This window comes from Chitinophaga agri, assembly GCF_010093065.1.
Classification (GTDB): Bacteria; Bacteroidota; Bacteroidia; order Chitinophagales; family Chitinophagaceae; genus Chitinophaga; species Chitinophaga agri.
The window spans coordinates 203,065-225,979 of sequence record NZ_CP048113.1; the positions used below are offsets into that span (position 1 = coordinate 203,065).

Sequence of the window (22,915 nt, forward strand, 5' to 3'; positions counted from 1 at the left end):
GTCATAGATCGATAGTTGTTTCAAAAGGGGAGGCCGGCAGGCCTTCCCTGTTATATAGGTTCGGATTGTGGGGATTGTCAGCCCAGGCATAACGCACACGTCGCGGTGCGTTCATACCTTCAACCCATACGACAACGGTATTGTTTTCTATCCGTGCCTGTGCCCATACAAATTTTCCATCTTCTCCAGCCAGTGCAAACTGAGCAGGTGGTTGTCCATCATTGGTAGTTAATCCGCTACCGGTATTAGTGAACCGGATGGTCACTTTATTACCTTCTGCCGACGCTTTTTCCGGCAAAGGTCCTGAAGCTGTCAGTGATTCTTCTCCATAGAGGGCTTTCCTGGCCAGCAATGCGAGTCGGTCGCCCACTTCTTTTTTCCTGTCGGGATGCACATCATTCCATTCACCCAGATCTATTGCGATCGCCATGCCCGTATGCTGTACGGCCAGTGTTTTACGTTGTGCCTCCCGTAGCACGGCCCAGTTGCTTTCAGACGGCAGGTACTGATACTCCATAAAACCTGGCAGCTGTACGAAGAAGAACGGCAGCGTATTCACTTTCCATTGTCTCCGCCAGTCCTGTATCAGTGCAGGAAGTAGCTGCGCATATTCGCCGGCGTTACCGGCGTTACTTTCTCCCTGGTACCATAACGCACCTTTGATGGTGTAGGAGGTGATCGGTGCTATCATGCCATTATACAACGCGGTAGGAGCATTCTGTTCCCTGAAGGTGACAGTTGGTGGTGGAGTCGCATATACGTTACCGACTTTATAAGACCATGTACCTTTGAGGTCAATGGTGTCATGTCCGGAAGTGAGGTAATAGGGTTTATCCGGTATGAAGCCACCTTTGCCTGACTGATTGGTAACACGTATCACGATCAGGTTCTTTCCCGGCTTCAATGTGCCGGCGGGTAGTTGGTATCGTCGTTGTGGATATTGGTACCCGGTATTACCGATCATTTTTCCATTAACATACACTATGTCAGCGTCTACTATCCGGCCCAGGCGTAGCAGGGCCGGCTTACCTGTCATTGCGGGTGGTATCGAGATCTCCCGGCGATACCATACGGTACCATCCAGGTCGCGGATGCCCTGATCTTCCCAATAGCCGGGAATATTGATCGGTCGCCAGTGTAAAGGCTGGTAGGCCGTGTCATACCAGGTGGGCTGATCGTCGAGTCCGGGGTCGGCGGGTTGCAGGAATGCCGGTACACCAGGTCTGGTCATATTTTCGTTACTGCGAATGGTGGACGTCAGTGCCGGAAAAGCCTGTAGACCTTCTTTACTGGTCCATGCTTCAATGGGAGTACCGCCAACAGATGCGTTTATCAATCCGATAGGTACGTGGTATTGTTCGTAGAGTTGCGTGGCAAAGAAGTAGGCGACGGCGGAGAAATCCGCGACATCAGCCTGCGTGGCAGACTTCCATTCGCCACCGGTGAGGTCCTGCGCGGGATCCCGGAGATCGGAAGTCTGTGGAATCTTGAAATGTCTGATAGCGGGGTAGTTAGCTGTGGCAATATCCGCTGCATAGCGTTCACTGTGGAGGATCATCTGGTGTACCATATTCGACTGACCGGCGCAGAGCCATACATCCCCTACGAGTATATCCCGCAGTGTGATATGATTGCTGGCATCGATCTGCAGGGTAAAAGGCCCGCCAGGTTTCAGGGCGGGCATGATCACAGACCAGGTGCCATCGGTGTTGGTCTTTGTGCGGAACTGCTTTCCCTGGAAGCGGATGCGTACGGGTTCACCGGGAGCCGCCCATCCCCATAGTTTCACGGGGGCTTCCCGCTGTAATACCATGCTATCGCGTACCAGCCGGGGGAGTCTTACCTGTGCAGCAGCAGGGCTATGCAGCAGGGACAACAGTAATGCCCCTGCTACATAATAGTTGTTATTTATCATATGGCAGGATTGATCGTTTGTATGGTGCCGTCTTCATTGTAGTGTAGTTCCGTCACCTTTACATTTCGTAACCAGGTCTTGCCGGATAGCTGTACATCATGATAGAACAGGTACCATTTGCCATCTTTTTCTATGATGGAGTGGTGGCTGGTCCAGCCTTCCACCGGCGACAGGATCACACCACGATAGGTGAAAGGCCCGTAGGGACTGTCACCCGTGGCATAGCATAGGTTATGTGTGTCGCCGGTGGAATACGAGAAATAGTATTTGCCTTTGTATTTGTGCATCCAGGAAGCTTCGAAGAAACGTTTGCTATTGTCTTTTTCATGGAAGGGCTGACCGTTCTCGTCCAGCAGTTTCACTTCCAGTACCGGTCCGGAGAAACGTTTCATATCTGGCGCCAGTAAGGCCATTCTGGGTTGAATAGCCAGGTCTTCCGCCTTACGGTTGCCTCTGGCAGAATCGTAGCGGTTATCATCCCAGCGTTGTAGTTGCCCACCCCAGATACCACCGAAGTACATATAGGCTTTCCCATCATCATCGATGAATACGCAGGGATCGATGCTGTAGCTGTTTGGAATAGGGGATCTTTCAGCGGTAAACGGACCTTCAGGCGTGTGACTGGTCGCCACCCCGATACGGAAGATGCCGTGTTTGTCCTTTACCGGGAAATAGAGGTAGTAGGTACCATTTGCAAACGCCGCATCAGGCGCCCATAACTGGCGGTCAGCCCAGGGAATATCTTTGATGTCGAGGGCTACACCATGATCGGTCACTTTTCCGCCGACGGCATCCATGGATAACACGTGGAAGTCTTTCATATCAAAGTGGCTGCCCAGGTCATCTTCCGGAACGCCGGTAGCGGTGTCGTGGGACGGATAGATGTAGATCCTGCCGTTGAACACGTGTGCAGACGGATCGGCGGTGTAGATGTGTCTGACCAGCGGCTGGGAGAGGTAGTGTTTCCCCGTAGTGTCAGCATTGACAGTTGTTCGAGTGCTATCTGCCGTTTGGGAAGAGCTGTTGGACTGACAACCATAACACAGGCCACTCAGGGCTGCGGATAGGAGAAAAGCAAAGGGAGATGAGTGAATATGCATATTGGTAAGTGTGTTGAATGTATTAGTAATGTTCATGATCGTTGACTGTTGCAGGCGGTGGAAGGTAACTGGCGGGTAGTGTACCGTAACTGGCCGTGATCTGTTGCAGAACGATACCGGCGGAGATCATCCAGTACCGGATGGTATGTTTCCCGGGTTGGCGCAACCGGAAGGATGTCGTTCGTGAGATCACATTATCTGCCACCCATTTGTTCCAGTCTCCGTTTTCGTGTAACCCGACGATGACAGGCGCCTCATTATCCACAGAAATGGCATATTTAAGCCCTTTACCGCCTGTAAAGTCGAGCGTAGGTGAGAAGTAGCAGCTAACGGCTATTTTGCCTGTATCTGCGCTGAAAAAGCCATATTCCAGGCAGGGACTGTTTTTATTCAGTGGCAGGGACCTGGTGACCGGAAATGTAGTGATCCCATCGCCTGTTCTGCCGATATCCGGGATGACCTTCCACCGGATGCCGCCACGGTGGAGCGCATTGGTATATGCCGCTGCGGCGAAGGAGAAGTAGGGTAGGGTATCTTTTGGCGTGTCAGGAGTTATTGCTGCCGGCTGGTGCCTGGTGATATATGAGACAGCAGGCATGCTGTTGGACGCAGGCTGTTGCCAGTAGGTGTACCCGATATGGGTCTGGTCCATCATGTGGTTCCATTTGCCACCTGCCAGCTGGTGATATTGTATGGACAGCAGGGAGTCGCTGATGTACAGTTGTTTCGCTTTATCCGCCCAACTGTTGGCCGTAGTGTCGTGTTGTGCGGCATATTGCCTGTTCATGGCCACTGCATGGTAAAGCTGGTGTACGATAGTAAATGCCTTGACAGGGTGCAGTACTAACTGGAAACAGGCGTCTTTATGATCAGCTGGCACCGCTGCATAGACGGCTTCTGCGTCCGCCAGCAGTGTTTCCCATTCCGATAATACACGTGTGGCTTCTTTATATGCCGTCAGACTGTATGTGCCGGCATCCAGCAGCTCGGGTTTTCTCCTGGCAGCATATTGTCCAAACCGGCGGAGGATATCGCCTATACGGGTTGCATAGGCAGTACCGAACTGTTCTCCTGCCCATAGGGTATAATATTTTCGCAGGTTATCTTCGTTCAGGTCATTTGTATTCCAGGCGTAATCTAGAAAGAAGGAAATGGGAAATTCCATGGGCTTCAGGTCGCCGACATTGACTATCCAGATCCTGTCAGCTCCGTAGGCTTTCGCAAGGTGCATCTGTTCCCATACGCGGGCGACATTGTTCGTATTGATCCATTTGTAGTTCCGGGGATCGCCGACGTAGTCAAAGTGGTAGTAGATACCATAGCCGCCACCTCTTGACGGTGCGCCGGCAGGGGGTAGTTTACGTATATTTCCCCAGTTATCATCGCAGAGCAGCAGCGTTACATCATCCGGTACGCGCATGCCTTTGTCGTAGTAGTCCTGTACTTCCTTATACAAGGCCCATAGCTGAGGCGTAGCGGCGGCCGGTTTTCCCGTGACATCCGAAATGATCTGCCGCTGGTCTTTTACAATGCTTTCCAGTAATGCGGTGGCGGTGCCTTCGGTCATGGGTTCATCTCCATCACCCCGCATACCGATCGTAACGATACTCTCGTGTTGCTGCATACGCATAATACCTTTGCGCCAGAAGTCGCGCAGGGAGGAATCATTCCTGACATAGTTCCAGGGACCCTTACCGTAGCGGCGCCATTCGTCATGAGCCCTTAGCATTGGTTCATGATGGGACGAGCCGACCACGATACCCCATTGATGCGCTATTACAGGGTTCAGCGTGTCATCATCACTGAATGCATTGCCCCACATGGCTGGCCAGAGAAAGTTGCCTTTCAGCCGCAGGAGCAGTTCAAACATCTTCTCGTAGACTTTGTGATTGAATCCTCCGAATTTCTCTTTTGTCCAGTTGGCGAAAGCGGGTGCTTCGTCGTTGATGAAGATGCCACGATATTTTACAGTAGGCGGCGTGGACAGCCGGGCAGTGCTGTTTACATGGAGCGTTTCCTGTTTGCGGGCAGGCACGTCTGCCCACCAGTACCAGGGAGACACACCGATCTGTTTGCATAGTTCGAGTGTTCCGTAGGCGGCGCCTCTTTTGTCACTGCCGGCAATGATAAGGGCTTTTTCAATATGGGCAAAGGGTTTCACGAGGGTTTGTATACGGTAGGTTTCCCATTTGCCATTGAGATCGCCGTAACTGATCTTGTTACTGTTGCGGAGCGATTGCAGCATGCGACTCCTGTCGCAGGTACCAATGATAACAACGTTTGCGGGAGCATCGGCAATATTATGTATCAGCGCAGGTTTCTTACCAGTCACTTTTTCAACGTCAGCCTGCAGCAATGTAGCAACTTTATTGACCAGCCAGTCGTCGGTACTGTCTGTGTAAATGGCAGCTGCCGTGCCATTCACCAGGGGGAAACTATTTTTATCGGTCCGGTTGGTCAGCAGTTGCTGGGCATGCAGGTACTGACCGAGAACCATCAGCAAAAGAAGGTGGCTCAGTTTTTTCATAAATGGAATTATTTAAAATCGGCAGGGTACTGATTACAATGGCAGCCAGTTGTGCGCGCCTTTGTATGCCTTACTTACTGCCTTTTTTAAGGGACGAGGCCCTCACGATCAGTTCTGATCGCAGTATGATGGTATTTGTACTGCTAATGAAGGAGACATCCCTTACATGGTTGATCAGGTGTCTGGCGGCTACCTGTCCCATTTCATAACCTGAGTAATTGATGGTCGTCAGGTTGGGTTCTATGACTTTGGTGACAGGGTCGTTATTGAATCCGGCAAAAGCGATGTCCTGCGGGATGCGGATACCCTGTTCTTTCAGGGCCAGCATGCAACCTACTGCGCAACTATCATTGGCTACAAAAATACCGTCGGGCATGGGCTTCATCTGCAGGATGGTCCTGGCGGCTTCGGCGCCTGCTTCCTGACTCAGATTGGTGATCAGCACATAATCTTCCCGGAACTTTATTTTGTGTTCGCTGAGTGCTTCCCGGTAACCTCTAAGCCTGTCTTTGTAGACGTTTTGCACAACAGGCGCTGTAATATGCAGGATCTTCCTGCAGTCCTGTTCTATAAGATGCCTGGTCGCATTATAGGCAGCCTGCCGGTTGTCTATCAGGATGTTGACAGAGCTTTCATGTTGTTGTACACGGTCAAAGAAGATAACCGGTATATTCTTTTTGAAGAAACTATCGAAATGGGTCAGATCAGTGGTGTCTACGGCCAATGATACCAGCAGCCCGTCCACACGACTGTCGAACATTGTTCTGGCGCTGGCGGCTTCCTTTACAGAAGATTCGGACGATTGTGCTATCAGCAGTGAGAAGCCCTGTTCATTCGCAGCATTTTCTATACCAGCGATGATGGAGGACATAAAATGACTGTTCAGCCGTGGAACGATGATACCGAAGGTATTCGTCTTCTGACTCCGTAAGCTGCGCGCAAAGTGATTACTGCGATATCCCATCTGCTCAGCAAGATCAAGGATCTTTCTTTTTGTCTTTTTGCTGATAGTAGGATGATCCTGCAGGCCGCGGCTGACCGTGGTTGCAGAGATATTCAGTTCTCTGGCGATATCATATATGGTAACCTCTCTTTCGTTTGCCATAACGTGGGATTGAGCATTGGGAACTGCGAATTAGGAATTTCAGCTGGTTAAGGGTACGGAATATTTACATAACAGCTTTCAGAATTATTCTTCAGCATCCAGCATAAAACGCCTGATCACCTGATATTTGTCAGACTAACCAATTCCTGATTCTTAATTCCTAATTAAAGATACACAATCGCTTGTGCAGCTTCCGCATACAGCTAATGTAAACTTTTTTGGAAAATAAATAACACAATCGGTTGCAATTTTGGAAAATGTCTTTACTTTAGTTGTGCAAAACGACTGTTGCAGCGAACCCTGACAGGTTCAGTGATATTCCCGTTAGAAGAACAAATTCCGGATTATACATTTTACTGTCGCTACAGACCACTGATCAAAATACATATTATCATGCAGATGGAACAAACGATGCGTTGGTTTGGTCCCCGAGATGCCGTGCCCCTTGCTTATATCAGACAGGCTGGTTGTTCGGGTGTCGTAACAGCGTTGCATCATATCCCTCCGGGCGAAGTGTGGCCCATTGCAGACATTATGCTGCGCCGTGACCTGGTATCCGCAGCAGGTCTTTCCTGGACAGTGGTGGAGAGTCTACCTGTAAGCGAGGATATTAAAAAGCAGTCGGGCGATTATCTACGGCATATTGCAAATTATAAGGAAAGTTTGCGCAACCTTGCCGCTTGTGGAATTAAGATCATCACGTACAACTTCATGCCGGTGCTTGACTGGGTGCGAACAGATATAGACTATCCGATGGCAGATGGTAGCCGGGCACTTTATTTTGAGCGTGCTGCCTTCGCTGCTTTTGACCTGTTTCAGTTACGACGTCCGGATGCGGAAAAAGATTATGAGCCGGCATTGATCGAAGCGGCCCGTGTACGTTTCACTACTATGGCACCTGAAGCACAACAGGCGTTATATCATAATACATTACTGGGGTTACCGGGTACCGGCGAACAATTTACAGCTGCGGAAGTATTAGCAGCGCTCAGTACCTATGCGGATATTAATGCCGATACCTTACGCCGGCATTTGTTTGATTTCCTGTCTGAGATCGTGCCTGTCGCAGAATCGGTGGGACTGAGAATGGCGATTCACCCCGATGACCCGCCGTATCCGGTGTTGGGATTACCACGCATAGTCAGTACGGAGGAAGACCTGCAGCAACTGCTGGCAGCGGTACCTTCAGTGGCTAACGGACTTTGTTTCTGCACAGGTTCTTTAGGGGCCCGGCCGGACAATGACCTGCAGGGGATGATACGGCGACTGGGTCCTCATATTCATTTCCTTCACCTGCGTAATACAAAGCGGGACGGGAATGGGAACTTTTATGAAGCCCCTCATCTTGCAGGAGATACAGACATGTATACGATCGTCAGTGAGATCGTCTTACTGATGCAGCAAAGAAGGGAGTCGATCCCTATGCGTCCTGATCATGGGCATCAGATGCTGGACGATCTGGATAAAAATACGTATCCCGGGTATAGTGCAATTGGCCGGTTAAAAGGGCTGGCAGAGTTAAGAGGACTGGAGACCGGTGTCGTCCGTCATCTGTTTACCTTGCTATTAATCATTTTAACGTAAATCAGGCCATTAATTCCATATAGACCGATCAATGAATACTACTAATAAACTGGCTATTGTCACCGGTGGCGGCTCTGGAATAGGCCTGGCCATCGCAGAAGCCTTTGTGCGCAATGGCATTTATACCATTATCATCGGCAGGGATGAGGAAAAGCTGCGAAGGGCCTGTCAGCAGCTTGGCGCCTGCAGTGATTGTTACACCTGTGATCTCAGTGATCTTCAGGCAATACCTGTCATGGTACAGGAGATCATCCAACAGCACGGTCACATAGATATACTGGTTAATAATGCCGGTATCAACATGAAGAAATCTTTTGTCGATGTCACTGACGAAGATTTCCAGGCGATCCTGCAAACCAATGTGACGGCGGTATTTGCACTTTCGAGAGAAGTGGTGAAACATCAGTTGGAAAATGGTATTAAGGGTGTGATCATCAATATCAGTTCTATGGCATCACAATATGGGATACCTAAAGTGATCGCCTATACAGCCTCCAAATCGGCCATCGAGGGTATGACAAAGGCAATGGCAACAGAGCTGTCGCCTTATGGCATCCGCATCAATTGTGTTGCGCCAGGGTTCATCGCTACGGATATGAGTGCAAAGGCACTTGATGCCGATCCGGACCGGAAATCAAAAGCGCTTGGCAGAACACCCATGGGACACCTGGGTCAGCCGGCAGATATCGGGGCGGCTGTATTATTCCTGGCGTCTGATGCTGCGAAATACGTGACGGGGGTGGTATTGCAGGTTGACGGCGGCAATGCCGTCGGATTTTAATGGCTAAATGGCTTTTATTCCCACGCATGTACTGCAGTAACAGCGGCGTCCGGAGCGTATAATCTTTTGCGTTTCGAACAAAATGATCTTCCAGACTGTAAAATAGTTGTAAACAGGGTAATTTACTATGAGATCATAGTGTGACGATTACTTACTTTTATAGCTGGACGTATGAAGCCGTCCGCCCTACGCTGTTATATTGTTATGATGAGTTCGGAAAAAATGAAGACCCTGCTTGGACTATTTAATTTTAGTCCTGTGCCGATGTGGATATACGATGCCAGAAATCTCCATATACTGGCTGTCAATGATGCCGCATGCCGGTGCTACGGTTACGCCCGTGACAAATTCCTTGCACAGACTGTCGACGCCCTATGGCCCGGAAGAAACGCCGGCCAGGGAAAGGAGCAGTTGCGTCATATCGCCGGAAGTGAACATCGTCACCAGGATATCGTCACGCATGTAACCGCATGCGGCCAGCTGATCACTGTGGAGTTGGCTTCCGAGATCATGCCTGACTGGGGAGCCCACGCGCGCATCATGTCAGCTCTTGACGTGACAGAGCGGGAACGGGCTATTGAAGTGGAAAAACAGCTCAGGCGGAGCAATGAGCGATTCAATTATGCCAGCAAGGCCAGCCATGAAGCCATATATGACTGGGATATCGTTACAGACAATATACACTGGGCCGACGGATTCTGCCGTGTATTTGGTTATCCCCTGGATGGGAGAAAATACCCGGTGAAAAGCTGGATAGCAATGATCCATCCGGATGACAGAGATGCTATAGAACAGCTGCTGGAGTCATCGCTGGCTGACCAGCATTGTGTGTACTGGAATGCGCATTACCGGTTGCGTCATGCGCTCGACGGATATCTTTTTGTAGAGGAAACAGGCTATATCATCCGGGATAATACCGGGAAACCTCTCCGGATCATTGGCGCCCTAAGGGACATTACCGAACAACAGCAGGTAGCGATGGCCCTGGAGGCCTCCGAAAAGCGATATAGTGATCTGTTTCATCTGAGTCCATTGCCTATGTGGGTCTATGATCTGCAAACATACCGGTTCCTGGATGTCAATAAGGCGGCTATTGCTTTGTATGGTTATAGCAGGGAAGAGTTCCTGTCGATGTCAATCACTGATATCAGAAGACCTGAGGACAGGGAAGAGCTGATGGAAATGATGAGAAAGAATGTACGGCCACAGGAATATCATTCCGCGCTCGTGCGGCATCTTGAAAAATCAGGAGAGGAAATTATCGTTAACGTCAATGGTAATTCTATACCTTATGGCGATGCAGCGGCTCGTATTGTAGTCGCTATAGACGTGACAGACAAGATCAGGTCCAGGGAAGCGCTGGCGAATAGTGAGCGACGTTTCCGCAGACTAATACAGGAGGGTTCAGAGCTCATCACTGTGCTGGATGAGTACCGGCGGATCAAATATATCAGTCCTGCGGGAGAACATTTTCTTGGTATGAAAGCAGAGCATCTGCTGGGTACTTATGCTTTTGCATCCGTTCACCCCGAGGATGTGGATGAATTGATGGACAGTTTTGATAAACTCGATCAGGAAAAACGGGTTGAACCTGAGCCGTTCCGCATCATTGATAAAAAGGGCGAGATACATTGGGTGGAAACTATTATTACTGACATGCGGGATGATGAGACCATTCAGGGCATCATTACCAATTCCCGGGACGTGACGCAACGCATGCTGGCGGATGCTGAACGTATGCGTTATATCAGCGAAATAGAAGCTCATAATGCCCGATTAGAAGAAATTACCTGGACGCAGGCCCACCTCGTCCGTGCGCCGCTCGCCAGGATACTGGGAATTGTACAGTTGCTCAGTGATAAAGATACAGAAACCACAACCAGAGACACTTTGATATCTTATTTGCAGGTCTCCGCAACGGAGCTGGATGATATTATCCGGAAGATCATTGAGAAAAGCAGGGCTTCCCAACAGTACCCCTAGATCTTTAGTATAAAGCAGAGATGCATCTGCAAGCCGGCCAGGCATTGCCAGCTTCAGGCGGGTTGTTCGGCCGCAGGTGTTTTTTTTGCCACTATATGTATCAGCGCCAGGACCAGCATAGTGCTTACACCTATAATGACAATTATACCTGTAAGTTCTTTTGTCGCGGCCAGATAGGCCTGCTGTTGTATAAAGGAGAGGTAATCCTGCGGGTGATGACCGGCCTGCCATCGGTTACGGTCGGTTATGTCAATACCGTTGGCCTGCCTGACAAGATGCTTCACACTCCCCGCGTACAGCATATAGTTCAGCACTCCCTGTGCGATACTGCGCGACACGAAGCTGCGCACGATCAGCATCATCCCGGTTGCTTTTATACTGACCTCTTTACCGAAAACTTCCGTAGTGTAGAGTCCCAGTGAGATAAAGATGAGCACCATTCCAAATCCTCTGATGATACCAGGTAGCCAGAAATCCTGTGTACCATTGCTGCTTGTTACCGTTTGATATAACAGGATGTTGTAAAGAATAAATGCCGACATCCCTGCATAGATCAGCACGTGATGGGTGCGCCTGTATTTGTACCACATATGTGCACTGACGGCGCCTGCAATGAAGCCCGGGATCATATAAAGATTGAGTTCATAACTACGCAGCAACTCAAATTTCAATGCTTTTTGTGAGAAGAGGAGCTGGATGGAAGTAGGTATGTAAAGTCCTGCTATCATCAGTAATAACAACCCCGGAATAAACTGTTTTACCCTGAAAAAAGAAAGATCGAATACGGGTCTTTTAACGGTGGCTTCCCGCAGCAGGAAGGCGAAACCTGTAACCGGTATCAGCGAAGTAGCGATACAGATGCTTGAGCTGTTAAACCAGTCTTCTACCTGTCCGTAGGTGCTGACATAACTGATCAGCATAAAAAATCCGGTCATCAGCAGGATACCGGTCCAGTCCATCTGATAGAGCGGTATTTTCCTGCGCAGGGGCTGGTCTTCTACGAAGATCACTACCAGCAGCAGAGACGCGAGTAATCCCATGATGATGTAGACATAAGCGTAGCTCCAGTTGTACATGTATGCCAGACTGGTCATCCACCAGCTGATGAAAAATGAGCCGGACAGGGCGAATGCGAAGACGAACGGATAGGCCACGACGCGGTCGCCTTTGCCGTGCCATACGAGTACCCAGGCAGCAAAGAACTCTTTTACAGCTGCAGCTTTTCCGAAACCGAGGATCAGGCAACTCAGCATAGTGACTTCCGGGTATGGACTGATACCGCAGATGATATTGGTCAACAGCTGTACAATAAATCCCATGAGCAGCATCTCCTTCACACTGAACCTGGCCCCGAGCCTGCCGTGGATCATGAATCCGATGCCCATACCGATGTATATTGCGTTATATGCTGCGAAATAAGGCTCTATATATACGCCAAGGCCGCTGAAGACTTCGGATGTGTTGCCGATGTACACGCCATTGAATCCGAGAGAGACAAAATACAATACGAAAAGCAGCGGTATCCTTAGCCACTCCGGTACCCATTTGAAGAAGATGTGAGGTGCTGTCATATAACCGGGTTTAGTTTTCCCTTGCTCTCCATACCTGTGCATTCATACCTGCCCTTAGCAGGGATAGTGTGGTGCTGTCTGCCGGTGTGGCATCCAGCAGGATACGCACCGGGATACGTTGTCTTACCTTGATGAAATTGCCTGCTGCATTATCAACCGGAATACCAGCATATTTTGAACCGGTCGCTTCTGATATGGAGGTAACATGTCCTGCAAATGTTTTCCCCCGGATGCCATCGACGCGGATCTCCATTTTGTCGCCCGGTTGCAGCTGTGTGACCTGTGTCTCCAGGTAGTTCGCCACGATCCATTTACTGTCATTTCTTACAAAGTCGAGTAGCAGATTGTCTGCCTGCACGAACTGGCCTTCCTGGATATTGCGCCTGCCCGTTACGCCGTCATACGGTGCAGTAATGACCGTGTAGGAAAGATTTAGTTTTGCCAGCTCGAGTGCCGCATGCGTACGTTTGATATCAGCTTCACTGATATCGACCTTCTGTGCGGTTTCGGCAGTCTGTAGTCTGGTAGTCTGCTTTTGTTGGCGGAGGGCGGTCAACTGTGCCTGTAATGACTCATAATCTGTTTTCACCTGATCGTATTGTTGTTGTGTCGTCGCCTCATCTTTCAGGAGGTTAGCGAACCTTTGCAGGTTTTGTCCGGCGTTCCATACCCGCACTTCCAGCGCCCTGATATTCGCATCGTCTGTACTCAGGTTACTATTCACAGTGTTAACGTTGGAGGATGCTACTTTGCGTCCAGCCAGTGCGGATAACCAGGAGGCTTCAGCCTGTTCGACCTGGACGAGATATTCTCTATTGTCCAGCAGGACAAGCGTATCTCCTTTTTTCACCCGCTGGTGATCCGTGAAGCGCACTTCTTTTATATAGCCTGAGATACGCACGTTGACCGGATTGATATATTGTTCTACTGTTGCATCGTTGGTATACAGGTCGGTGTCCAGACGGAAGTAGAAATAGATGCCCCATGCGATGGCTATCAGCAGACTCGCAACGAACAGTAGTTTGAGTATGTTCACCCTTCTTTTTTTACCAGCATCGGGCAGTGTGCGTATTTTGCCCGGGAGATTGGTTGTCTTGTCTGTCATAGTTTACCTGCGGATTTCAACAGTTGATAATACGTGTAGATGGTATCGATCAGTGCATCAGTTACTTTGATCTCTGTATCGATCTTGGTATTAGAGGCATCGATCACATCGGTGATCAGCGCCAGTTGGTTCTGATATTTTTCCATGACGATGCGGTAGTTTTCGTTGGCAGATTCCACGTCTCTTTTGCTTGTTTCCAGTACATCCCAGCTTTCCTGATAGCGATTGTATGCGTTGCGTACCGATACATCTACTTCTTCTTCACGTAACCTGGCTCTGCTCTGTGCGACTGTTTGTGCCAGTTCACCTGCTCTGATCTTCTGTGGAGTTTTATACAGACTATTAATGTTGTAATGTAAGCGGATACCTGCCTGCCAGATGTTATAATAGATATCCTGTGGCGGTGCAGCATTCAGAAAAGGGCGCTGGAATCCTGATCCTGCATATGCGCTGAGTACGGGCAGTCTTTCTGCTTTAATCTCGTTGATCTGCACATGTGAAACAGCCGTTTCAAGATCGCCGATCCTGAGGGAAGGACTATTACCCTGTGCAAGTGCGAGGTAATAGTCCAGTCCTTCAGTATGTCTGGGTGTATGGAGTAAGGAGGAGTCAGGTATCAGCCGCATGCTGTCAGGCAGGGCAAGTGCTACGTTGAAACTGTTGTTCAGCCGTATAATAGCGTTACCCACCCTGCGGGCTGCCAGGTCATAGTCAGAGATCTGTATCTGTGTACGCAGACTATCATTTTTTGTGACCATGCCTTGTTTCCGGAGCGCCATGATATTATGCATCCGTTCTCTTGCGAGGCGGCTGTTATTCAGGTAGACTTCGCGGTGGTTGAGTTGCCGGTAGATCTCTAGGTATCGCGCCGCGATCAGCAGGAGGATGTCCTGCTGTTTCTCTTCCAGGGCGAGTAAAGCTATTTGTTCCTTCAGGTCCGCTTTTCTAACATTGGCATTTACGCGGCCACCAGCATAGATCACTTCGGATGCTTCAACGGATAGTGCAGTCATCTGATGAGGAATGTGCAATGTGCGGTGATCACCCAATCCCGGAGGCTCCCAGATGTCGGCATTACTGAGGTAGCCTTCTGTCAAGCCCGCGGAGGCATCAGGCAGATGTCCGAGTCTGCTGACAGTTGCTTCCTGTCGTGCGAGGTTGCTTTCATGACGGGCAACAGATATGTCAGTATTATTTCTCATTGCAAGGGCAAATGCAGCGGGTAAAGTGAGCGGATGATTACCCAGACTTTCCTGCGCATAAGACGGATCGGACACTGTGATGAATAAGATTAATATGGAGGTTATGCATTTCATTTTCCTGATGTTGCGTTATCTGTTCCGTCGTTGTATGACAATGGGTTGTAATTGGTTGGAAGGGTACATGCTCATTGGTTGACAGACGGTTTGCGATAGTTCATTTCCGTTGTATGAACTGACAGGCTAAAGGTACAATGAGAGAGGGAAAGCGGGAGTAGAAATGAATTGTAGAAATTATGACATCTAATGTCAAATTGCATGCAGATGGGTAGGGCGGAGGTTCGTCCGAAAATGAAGGGTACAAATTGAGAGCAACAGCGCCTTGCTTATAAGCAGTTATATTGATAGGCGTTTACGTTATAGTATTGTTTGGATCTTGTATATGATGTCTAAAATAAAGTGTAAAAAAAGTTTGTCATATTATTTTTAGAATGTAAGTTTGTCTTGTGATGAATCCGCTGCGTTCCCTATACTTTGTCAGTCGGTCATTCACAGACATTTGTTGGCCATTGGAACATTCTATTCAAATGAACTTGTACAGATATGCCCAGATGTTCGTAATGCATTCTTAATAGTAACTGAATTTAAAGGCCATGTAGTTTACCTATGTATTTATCTTCGTAAGCACCACCGCTGAAAATCAGCGTTTGTTTGCCCTGTGCCGCTTTTCTGAGGCAAAGTCGTGGTTTGTTGTTGCATAACAGCACACATGTCATCTTATTGTTATCAGCTGAACGGAAGACACAGTTCTTTTTTAACATACTTTTTACTACGGTGCTCCGTGGTGCGTTTTCGTGTGCGTAGCTGACTCCTAACTATGCTATGAGACGTACTATAGCAACTCACCGTGTAGTATAACAATAAATATATCCCTAGATGGTACTGGAACTCAGTGCAAAGAACAAGAGAGCAGGTGCATACCTGTTGTTAGCTTTGCTGTATTTTGAGACAATTATCCCTTCCTATGCATTGGCGGCAGCGAGATCTCCTGCTGTTTACCATTACGCAAAGGCGGCAAGGCCGGCTAATACCTTTATAAATAATGCACCTGTTAGTGTAGTTGCGCCTGAGCGTTCAGCAGAGCGCGAAAAAAGCGTCCGCAAAGCAGGAGCGTTTATAGGCGGGCCTACGCAGCCGGAGATGCAGGCATTTGCTTCGGTCAATAATGCCAATATGGTGGACCTATTCACAGGGGATTTTTCATATAGCATACCGCTGCTGGATGTAGGCGGATATCCGATTGCAATCGGCTACAACAGCGGTATTTCCATGGATCAGGAGGCGAGTTGGGTAGGACTGGGCTGGAATATCAACCCGGGAACTATTACGCGTAATATGCGTGGATTACCTGATGATTTTAATGGTACAGAAGATACTATTCAGAAGGTGGCTTCTGTAAAAGAGAATCGTACCGTTGGTGGTAGTGTAGGGCTTGACGTGGAACTTGTAGGTTTTCCGAGGCCTGAGACACTGGGCGATTCAGTCAAAGCTGGTTTTGGTGTGGGAGGTACACTGGGTATATTTTATAATAATTACAGGGGCCTGGGAATGGAAACCGGTGTAAATGCGTCGGTAAAAGCTGGTTCAGCCAGTATGGGGGAGCTTTCCGGTGGATTATCCATTACGAATAATTCCCAGCAGGGCGCATCCCTGCATTCTACTCTGTCTTATAGTATGTCTGGTGCATCAGCGCAGAAATATTCCGGTTTTGCAGGTAATGTATCAATAGGATCGACATATAGCTCCCGGTCGGGGCTAAAAGCACTGTCACTTAGTGCGGGTGTACAACAATATAAAATAGACGATAAAAATTTACAGTACGCTGCCAATGGTGGCCTAAACAGAATGACCCCTACTGCGACGATCAGCTTTGCTTATCCGTCTTATCTGCCTGAGATCACTTTACCCTATTCCAGTGCAGCTACGAGTGTGACATTGAAAACCGGCGGCGAAAAGAAAGTACTTCATCCTAATTTTTCCGTTCAGGGGTATGCGTCCATACAAAGCATAGTGGATGCTGACAAACGTATGTCGATTCCTGCCTACGGCTATCTGAATTATCAGCATGCAGGTGCTAATACATCTGTATTACTGGATTTTAACCGCGAGAGGGATATGCCCTATCGGGAGAAACCGGAAATACCCAATATCGGTATTCCCAGTTATACCTATGACGTATTTTCGATGTCTGGAGAAGGGACTGGTGGTATGTTCAGGGCCTATCGTGGAGACATTGGTTATGTATTTGATCATGCTATGCGAACAAAAGATATGTCTCAAAGTGCCAGCCTGGATCTGGGCGCGGGAGATCTGGTGCATGGAGGTATTGATCTGAACTATTTACGGGCAACGACTACTACAGGCCCCTGGCTGGAGCGGAATCCGCTGAAAGACAATGTAAGTTTTAGTTCGCCGGATAAACTTTACGAAGCAGCTTATTTCCGTAATCCCGGAGAGATGACTATCAATGATGCTGCCTTTTACGAGAATATAGGAGGAGACGATGTTGTAGCAGTGAATCTCGAACAGTCAGGTATCAGTAGCCCGGATATTCATACAACTAATATATTTAACCGCTATCGCAATCAGCGTTATGTGGGAAAACAAACGGCCAGCCCACGTAATTTTCGTCGTGGTCCCCGTGATAAAAGAACGCAGGTAATCTCTTACCTCACGGCACAGGAGGCTGATCATGCCGGATTATCGAGGTTTATAGAAAACTATAAGGAAGGCGTTTTTACTATCAACAACTGCGCAGCTTCATTTCCGGATAGTCTGGGAGATATGGGAAGTGGCTGGATCGGGGAATATTATGCAGGAGATCTGGAGCGTTTTTTATTCAGGCGGTCAGATCCCCAGATCGCTTTTAGTTATAAGGAATTGTTTAACGTAAATATTCCTAAAGACGCTAATCTGGACAGATTTGATCATTCCTTTTCAGCCCGCTGGAGGGGCAGGTTAAAAGCACCTGTTACAGGTAAATATACGTTCATTACTAAATCAGATGACGGTGTCAGGTTTTACATGAATGATAGTTTACTGATAGATCACTGGGGAGGTCATCCGCCTACAGACGATTCTGTTAGCGTAAACCTGATTGCAGAGGAGTTATATAACGTTCGCCTGGAGTACAAGCAGGAAAAGGAACGAGCGGTCATGACCTTATCATGGCGTTACGGTGGATTGCCGGTAGCATTGATTCCGACGCGTAATCTCTTTTACATGCCGGAGAAAGATACCTTCGTATCTGCTAATGGTGGATTGGTCCGCGAAAAGAGGATCAACGATTTCCGTAAAAAGACCCATATCTCTGAAATTGATGTGCTCAATGCAGATGGCAGGAGGTATATCTATGGTATTCCGGTGTATAATCTGGAACAGAAAGAGGTCACCTTCGCGGTAAAGAAAACGGATACAAGCAGTGCTACGGGTTTGGTGTCATATGTACCAGGGCAAGACAATACGGTAGAGAACAAAAATGGGATTGATCATTATTTCAGTAGTGAACGGATACCTGCCTATGCACACTCTTTCCTGCTGACGGGCATTCTCTCACCGGATTATCAGGACCTGACTGGTGATGGCATTTCAGCGGATGATCCCGGAGATGCAATTAAGTTTAACTATACAAAGACAGCAAGTATAAGGAACTCCTATAAATGGCGCATACCGGTTGCTGCTAATCAGGCGAACTATAGTGAAGGGCTGAAGACGGACGACCGCGATGACAAAGGCAGTTACGTTTCGGGCGAGAAGGAACTGTGGTATCTCCATACGATTGAGTCAAAGAATATGATCGCTACCTTCAAGCTGTCCACCAGAAAGGATTTGCCTGCTGTAGACGAAAATGGTGTCAGGCTGGCTGATGACAGAACCCGTAAGCTCGACGAGATCAATCTATATACGAAGGCCGAGTTCTCCCGCAGTAAGCATCCAAGACCGGTGAAAACAGTTCATTTTGAATATTCATATGAACTGTGCCAGGGTGCGAGTGGTAATCCGGCTGATACCACTACCGGCAGACTAACATTAAAGAAGATCTGGTTTACCTATAATGGCAATGATAAAGGGGTACGTAATCCTTATATCTTCAGTTATCATCAGAATAACCCTTCTTATAGATCTAACGGCAGTGACCGTTGGGGTACTTATAAAGATCCTTTGCAGAATCCAGGTTCTACGAAAGAGAATGTGCTGACCAATGCAGACTATCCTTATGCATTACAGGATAGTGCGATGGCCGCAAGAAATGCCGCTGCCTGGACGCTGGATTCACTTGTGCTGCCATCCGGCGGACGTATGAAAATAGTGTATGAGAGCGACGACTATGCCTATGTGCAGAATAAACGTGCCGCACAGTTGTTCAATATAGCAGGATTTTCTGCCAGAGCGCCCTCTTCCCTGAACGATCTGAGTCCGGAGTTATATGGCTTAGTAGACTACCTGTATGTGGCAGTAAATGTGCCCTATGCAGTGTCCAGCAATGAAGAAGTATACAATCGCTATCTGCAGGACATGGATAAGCTTTATTGCCGTTTATCAGTGCAGATGCCGGGCGATAAGTTTGGAAAGGGGAATGAATACGTGAGCTGTTACGCTACAGTTGATCCGGGTAACTTTGGTTTCTTCAATAATGGGAAAACCATCTGGCTGCGGCTGAAAGCGATAGACCCTGCTGCCAGGATGAATACGGCGAGAAGCGTATACAGTCCGCTGGCGCAATCAGCACTACAGTTCCTGCGTCTGAATCTTGGTTCGAAAGCATACCCGGGATCAGATATGGGAGACGATATAGACGTGGTAGATGCTGTGAAGGTACTGGTATCACAGGCAGATAACCTGAATAATATGATACTGACGTTTGATGTGGCCGCCCGCACCAAACATTGGGCACGAAAGGTGGACCTCAGCAGGAGTTTTGTGCGATTGAATAATCCCTATTATAAGAAGTATGGGGGAGGTCTGAGGGTAAAGAAAGTACTGATACATGACCATTGGGATAAGATGACCGGACAGCGGGAATCTTTATATGGTCAGGAATACCAATATACAACGGTGAAGGAGATAAATGGAAAGAAAGAACTGATCAGCAGTGGTGTTGCCGCTTATGAGCCTATTATCGGAGGAGAGGAGAACCCGTGGAAAGTGCCCGTGGAATATAATATGCAGGTATCGTCACTTGTACCGGTGGACAGAGGTTATACTGAGCTGCCTTATGGAGAAGGATTTTTCCCTTCAGCATCAGTAGGATACAGCAGGGTAAGGGTAAGAACGATCCATGGGGACAAGAGACGATCTGCGAACGGATATGAGGAGACCTGTTTTTATACTGGCTATGACTTCCCAACGCTGACGGACATTACGAATCTGGGCGACAGTAAAAAGAAATTTAAACCTTTATTATCTAATCTACTGCGTATCAACGCACGCCACTTCCTGGGATTGAGCCAGGGCTTCAAAGTGGAGCTGAATGATATGACGGGTAAGGTGAAGTCACAGGCTTCTTACGGAGAAGCGGACCCTGAGAAACCTATTACCTATCTGGAGTACTTCTACAAGGTGGATGATACGCGTACCTTAAATAAACACCTGAATAACAATGTAAAGGTCATGGCACCAAACGGGCAGGTCAGCCAGTCGGCCATGATAGGAAAAGACATGGAGCTGATGCTGGACATGCGTGAACAGCATTCGACAACGCTCGGCTATAGTCCTAATATAAATGGAGAACTGTTTAAGTTTGCGTGGCCTCCGGTTTTACTGATACCGATGTTGCTGAACCTTATGCAGCGTGAGGAAACCATCTACCGTTCAGTAGCTGCGACGAAGATTATCACCCGCCATGGTATTATTGATAGTGTACTGGCCATTGATAAAGGCAGTCGGGTAACTACAAAGAACCTTTTGTATGATGCAGAAACCGGTGCCGTGCTGCTTACGAGTACACAGAATGAATTTGATGATCCGGTTTACTCGTTCAGTTATCCCGCAGCCTGGGCATATGATGGTATGGGTGGAGCCTATAGGAATATCGGTCTTGTGATGGACCATCTAACATTAAAGGATGGACGTATTACAGCTGGGCTGAAAGATAGTGTCAATTTTTATTTTGCTCCAGGTGATGAGATCATGGTGTATTCGCACCAGAAGACCGGAGGTTCTGGTACGGCACCTGAAATAGCCACCTTCCCTGCGAATACTTTTATGTATACGGTAGATGCGAATGCAGCAGCGGGTGGTACGCCGGACCTGTACTTTGTAGACAGGGATGGTATACCATTTACCGGTAATGACGTGGCGCTGAAAATTGTTCGTTCCGGTAGGAGAAACATCAGCAGCAGTGTAGGAGGAGTGGTATGTCTGAAGAATCCACTCGGCAGTGATAACAAATTCGTGTTGGACAGCACAAAACAGATCATCTCTGCATCAGCCGTAGCCTATAGGCAGTTCTGGAAAGTAAGAGATAAGAAAGACCAGGCGCAGACAGATGTTTGCGTAACCGTGCCGTACAGTGAATATGTGGGCAGGAATGGCGACTGTGGTATCCGTTACTATGGAAATGTCGCGAAGAGCAGGTCTTTCAGAAAGAATGACTGTGGTACCGGTACCGGATCTTTAGTTACCTATAAAGTGGAACCTAACAGATACTCGTCCACCATCAGCCAGCTTGTAGCTGACTCATTGGCACAGGCGGACGTAGACAGTTTCGGACAGGCATACGCGAATTTGCAGGGTACCTGTTCCTATACTTACAGGAACAGCGCAGATAGTGTTACTGTTTTATTACATGCCTGTCAGGGAGACGCTATTCCTTTACCGTATACCTATACAGTTCCCGCAAGAACGTTCGCTTCTACAGTTAGTCAGCAGGCTGCTGATGCACTGGCCAGGCAACGGTTAATAGATAGTGCCCAGGTGGTGGCCAACCGGGAGGGGCGTTGTTATTATTATAATGATACGACAGGATTACTGGCTTATCCGGTTTGTGAGACGGGCATTGCACCTTCAGGTGTGTGGGTACAGATACCGGCTGGCATAGATACCTCTATGATCAGTAAAGCGGCGGCGAACGCGAAAGCAAAGGCCAGATACTGGGCATACGCACAGGCAAAGGCGAATGAACTGGGAGAATGTCCGCCATGTAATGTGTTTTACGGCAAGAAACCGGATGCAGGGGACCTGGGAGTATTTGCTATTTATATTACAGATACCCGTACCGGTCAGATGGTATTTATGAAAAGCTTCAGTGATCCGACTGATGCCGACCTGTCTAAATGTACAGGCTTACCGTCTGGGACTTACAGCGCGCGGATTGCCATTAATCATGGTACTGACAGTCTGTTTGTGACGGTTAATGGTACAGAAAGAAGAGTGCTGGAAGGAGATGGTGAGACCTGGTTGTTTAATCTGGCAGGAGCAGGGTTGACGATGTCTTTCTTATTCTCTGATCAACCTGTGAAGGTATATAGTAATGCAGCTTATACAGGTTCGTATCTGAAAACGGATTGTCCGGAGGGCTACACAGGTACACGTGTTGACTATACCGTAGCAGCGGGGATATATACTTCCACTAAGTCTCAGCTATATGTTGATTCCCTGGCAAAAGCTTATGCAGATGCACATGGACCGGAGCATGCAAATCTGAATGGTTCATGTAATCCAATGGGTACTAACGTAAGCATAAGACAGCAGGAAAATAGTCCGGCGCCTGCAGCATATAACGTTGTTATTCGCAACGTCAGTGATAATTCAGTAGTGCTGACACTTAATTATCTAACGCTTGATGGTAATCTGCCACTTTTCAGAACGATTCCTTTCGGATCTTATATCGTCGAGATAAACGCCCAGACGCCCGGTATGAATGCAACGGTCGGAGGCGTGCAGAAGATGGTGAGTGCCAACAGCCCGCAAACATGGAGAGTTGAGTTGCCAATAGATATTACTGTGTGGGGCTTGTAAAAGATGCGTTTACCGAAGGAATGATT

The 22,915-nt window shown here is 48.3% G+C and carries 11 protein-coding genes; 4 read left to right on the forward strand and 7 right to left on the reverse strand.

What is annotated here, in order from left to right:
* Position 1 precedes the first annotated feature (1 nt).
* From GWR21_RS00810 to GWR21_RS00825, 4 genes are all read right to left on the reverse strand, one after another.
* A complete protein-coding gene (locus GWR21_RS00810) occupies positions 2-1,915 on the reverse strand; it encodes a sialate O-acetylesterase (RefSeq protein ID WP_162329891.1) in 1,914 nt (637 codons plus the stop codon).
* Positions 1,912-3,051: a glycoside hydrolase family 43 protein gene (locus GWR21_RS00815; protein ID WP_238430111.1), complete on the reverse strand. Its 1,140-nt coding sequence runs from the start codon at positions 3,049-3,051 to the stop codon at positions 1,912-1,914. The genes GWR21_RS00810 and GWR21_RS00815 overlap by 4 nt, the downstream gene beginning before the upstream one ends.
* Positions 3,038-5,542 (reverse strand): glycosyl hydrolase 115 family protein, encoded by a 2,505-nt coding sequence (locus tag GWR21_RS00820; protein WP_162329892.1) that lies wholly within the window; start codon positions 5,540-5,542, stop codon positions 3,038-3,040. The genes GWR21_RS00815 and GWR21_RS00820 overlap by 14 nt, the downstream gene beginning before the upstream one ends.
* A 70-nt stretch (positions 5,543-5,612) precedes the next feature.
* Positions 5,613-6,647 (reverse strand): LacI family DNA-binding transcriptional regulator, encoded by a 1,035-nt coding sequence (locus GWR21_RS00825; RefSeq protein ID WP_162329893.1) that lies wholly within the window; start codon positions 6,645-6,647, stop codon positions 5,613-5,615.
* 393 nt (positions 6,648-7,040) lie between these two features.
* Here GWR21_RS00825 and uxuA point away from each other — a divergent pair, with 393 nt between their 5' ends.
* The 3 genes from uxuA to GWR21_RS00840 all read left to right on the forward strand — a co-directional run bounded on the left by uxuA (position 7,041) and on the right by GWR21_RS00840 (position 10,995).
* Positions 7,041-8,231, forward strand: a complete 1,191-nt coding sequence (gene uxuA, locus GWR21_RS00830) for a mannonate dehydratase (protein ID WP_317165769.1) — start codon at positions 7,041-7,043, stop codon at positions 8,229-8,231.
* 31 nt (positions 8,232-8,262) lie between these two features.
* On the forward strand, positions 8,263-9,012 hold the full coding sequence (locus GWR21_RS00835; protein ID WP_162329894.1) for an SDR family NAD(P)-dependent oxidoreductase: 750 nt from the start codon (positions 8,263-8,265) through the stop codon (positions 9,010-9,012).
* Positions 9,013-9,234: 222 nt separating this feature from the next.
* Positions 9,235-10,995, forward strand: a complete 1,761-nt coding sequence (locus GWR21_RS00840) for a PAS domain-containing protein (protein ID WP_162329895.1) — start codon at positions 9,235-9,237, stop codon at positions 10,993-10,995.
* Between the two features lie 53 nt (positions 10,996-11,048).
* Here the strand turns inward: GWR21_RS00840 and GWR21_RS00845 are convergent, their stop codons facing one another.
* Genes GWR21_RS00845 through GWR21_RS00855 form a run of 3 tightly spaced genes read right to left on the reverse strand, consistent with a single transcriptional unit; the run spans position 11,049 to position 14,987 of the window.
* A complete protein-coding gene (locus GWR21_RS00845) occupies positions 11,049-12,566 on the reverse strand; it encodes an MFS transporter (RefSeq protein WP_162329896.1) in 1,518 nt (505 codons plus the stop codon).
* 10 nt (positions 12,567-12,576) lie between these two features.
* Entirely contained in the window at positions 12,577-13,671 is a 1,095-nt protein-coding gene (locus tag GWR21_RS00850) for an HlyD family secretion protein (protein ID WP_238430112.1), read from the reverse strand.
* Positions 13,668-14,987 carry a TolC family protein gene (locus GWR21_RS00855; protein ID WP_162329897.1) on the reverse strand — a complete coding sequence of 440 codons (1,320 nt, stop codon included), beginning with the start codon at positions 14,985-14,987 and terminating at the stop codon, positions 13,668-13,670. The genes GWR21_RS00850 and GWR21_RS00855 overlap by 4 nt, the downstream gene beginning before the upstream one ends.
* An 819-nt stretch (positions 14,988-15,806) precedes the next feature.
* Here GWR21_RS00855 and GWR21_RS00860 point away from each other — a divergent pair.
* Positions 15,807-22,889, forward strand: coding sequence for a DUF5977 domain-containing protein (locus GWR21_RS00860; protein WP_162329898.1), 7,083 nt, complete (start codon positions 15,807-15,809; stop codon positions 22,887-22,889).
* Positions 22,890-22,915 lie beyond the last annotated feature (26 nt).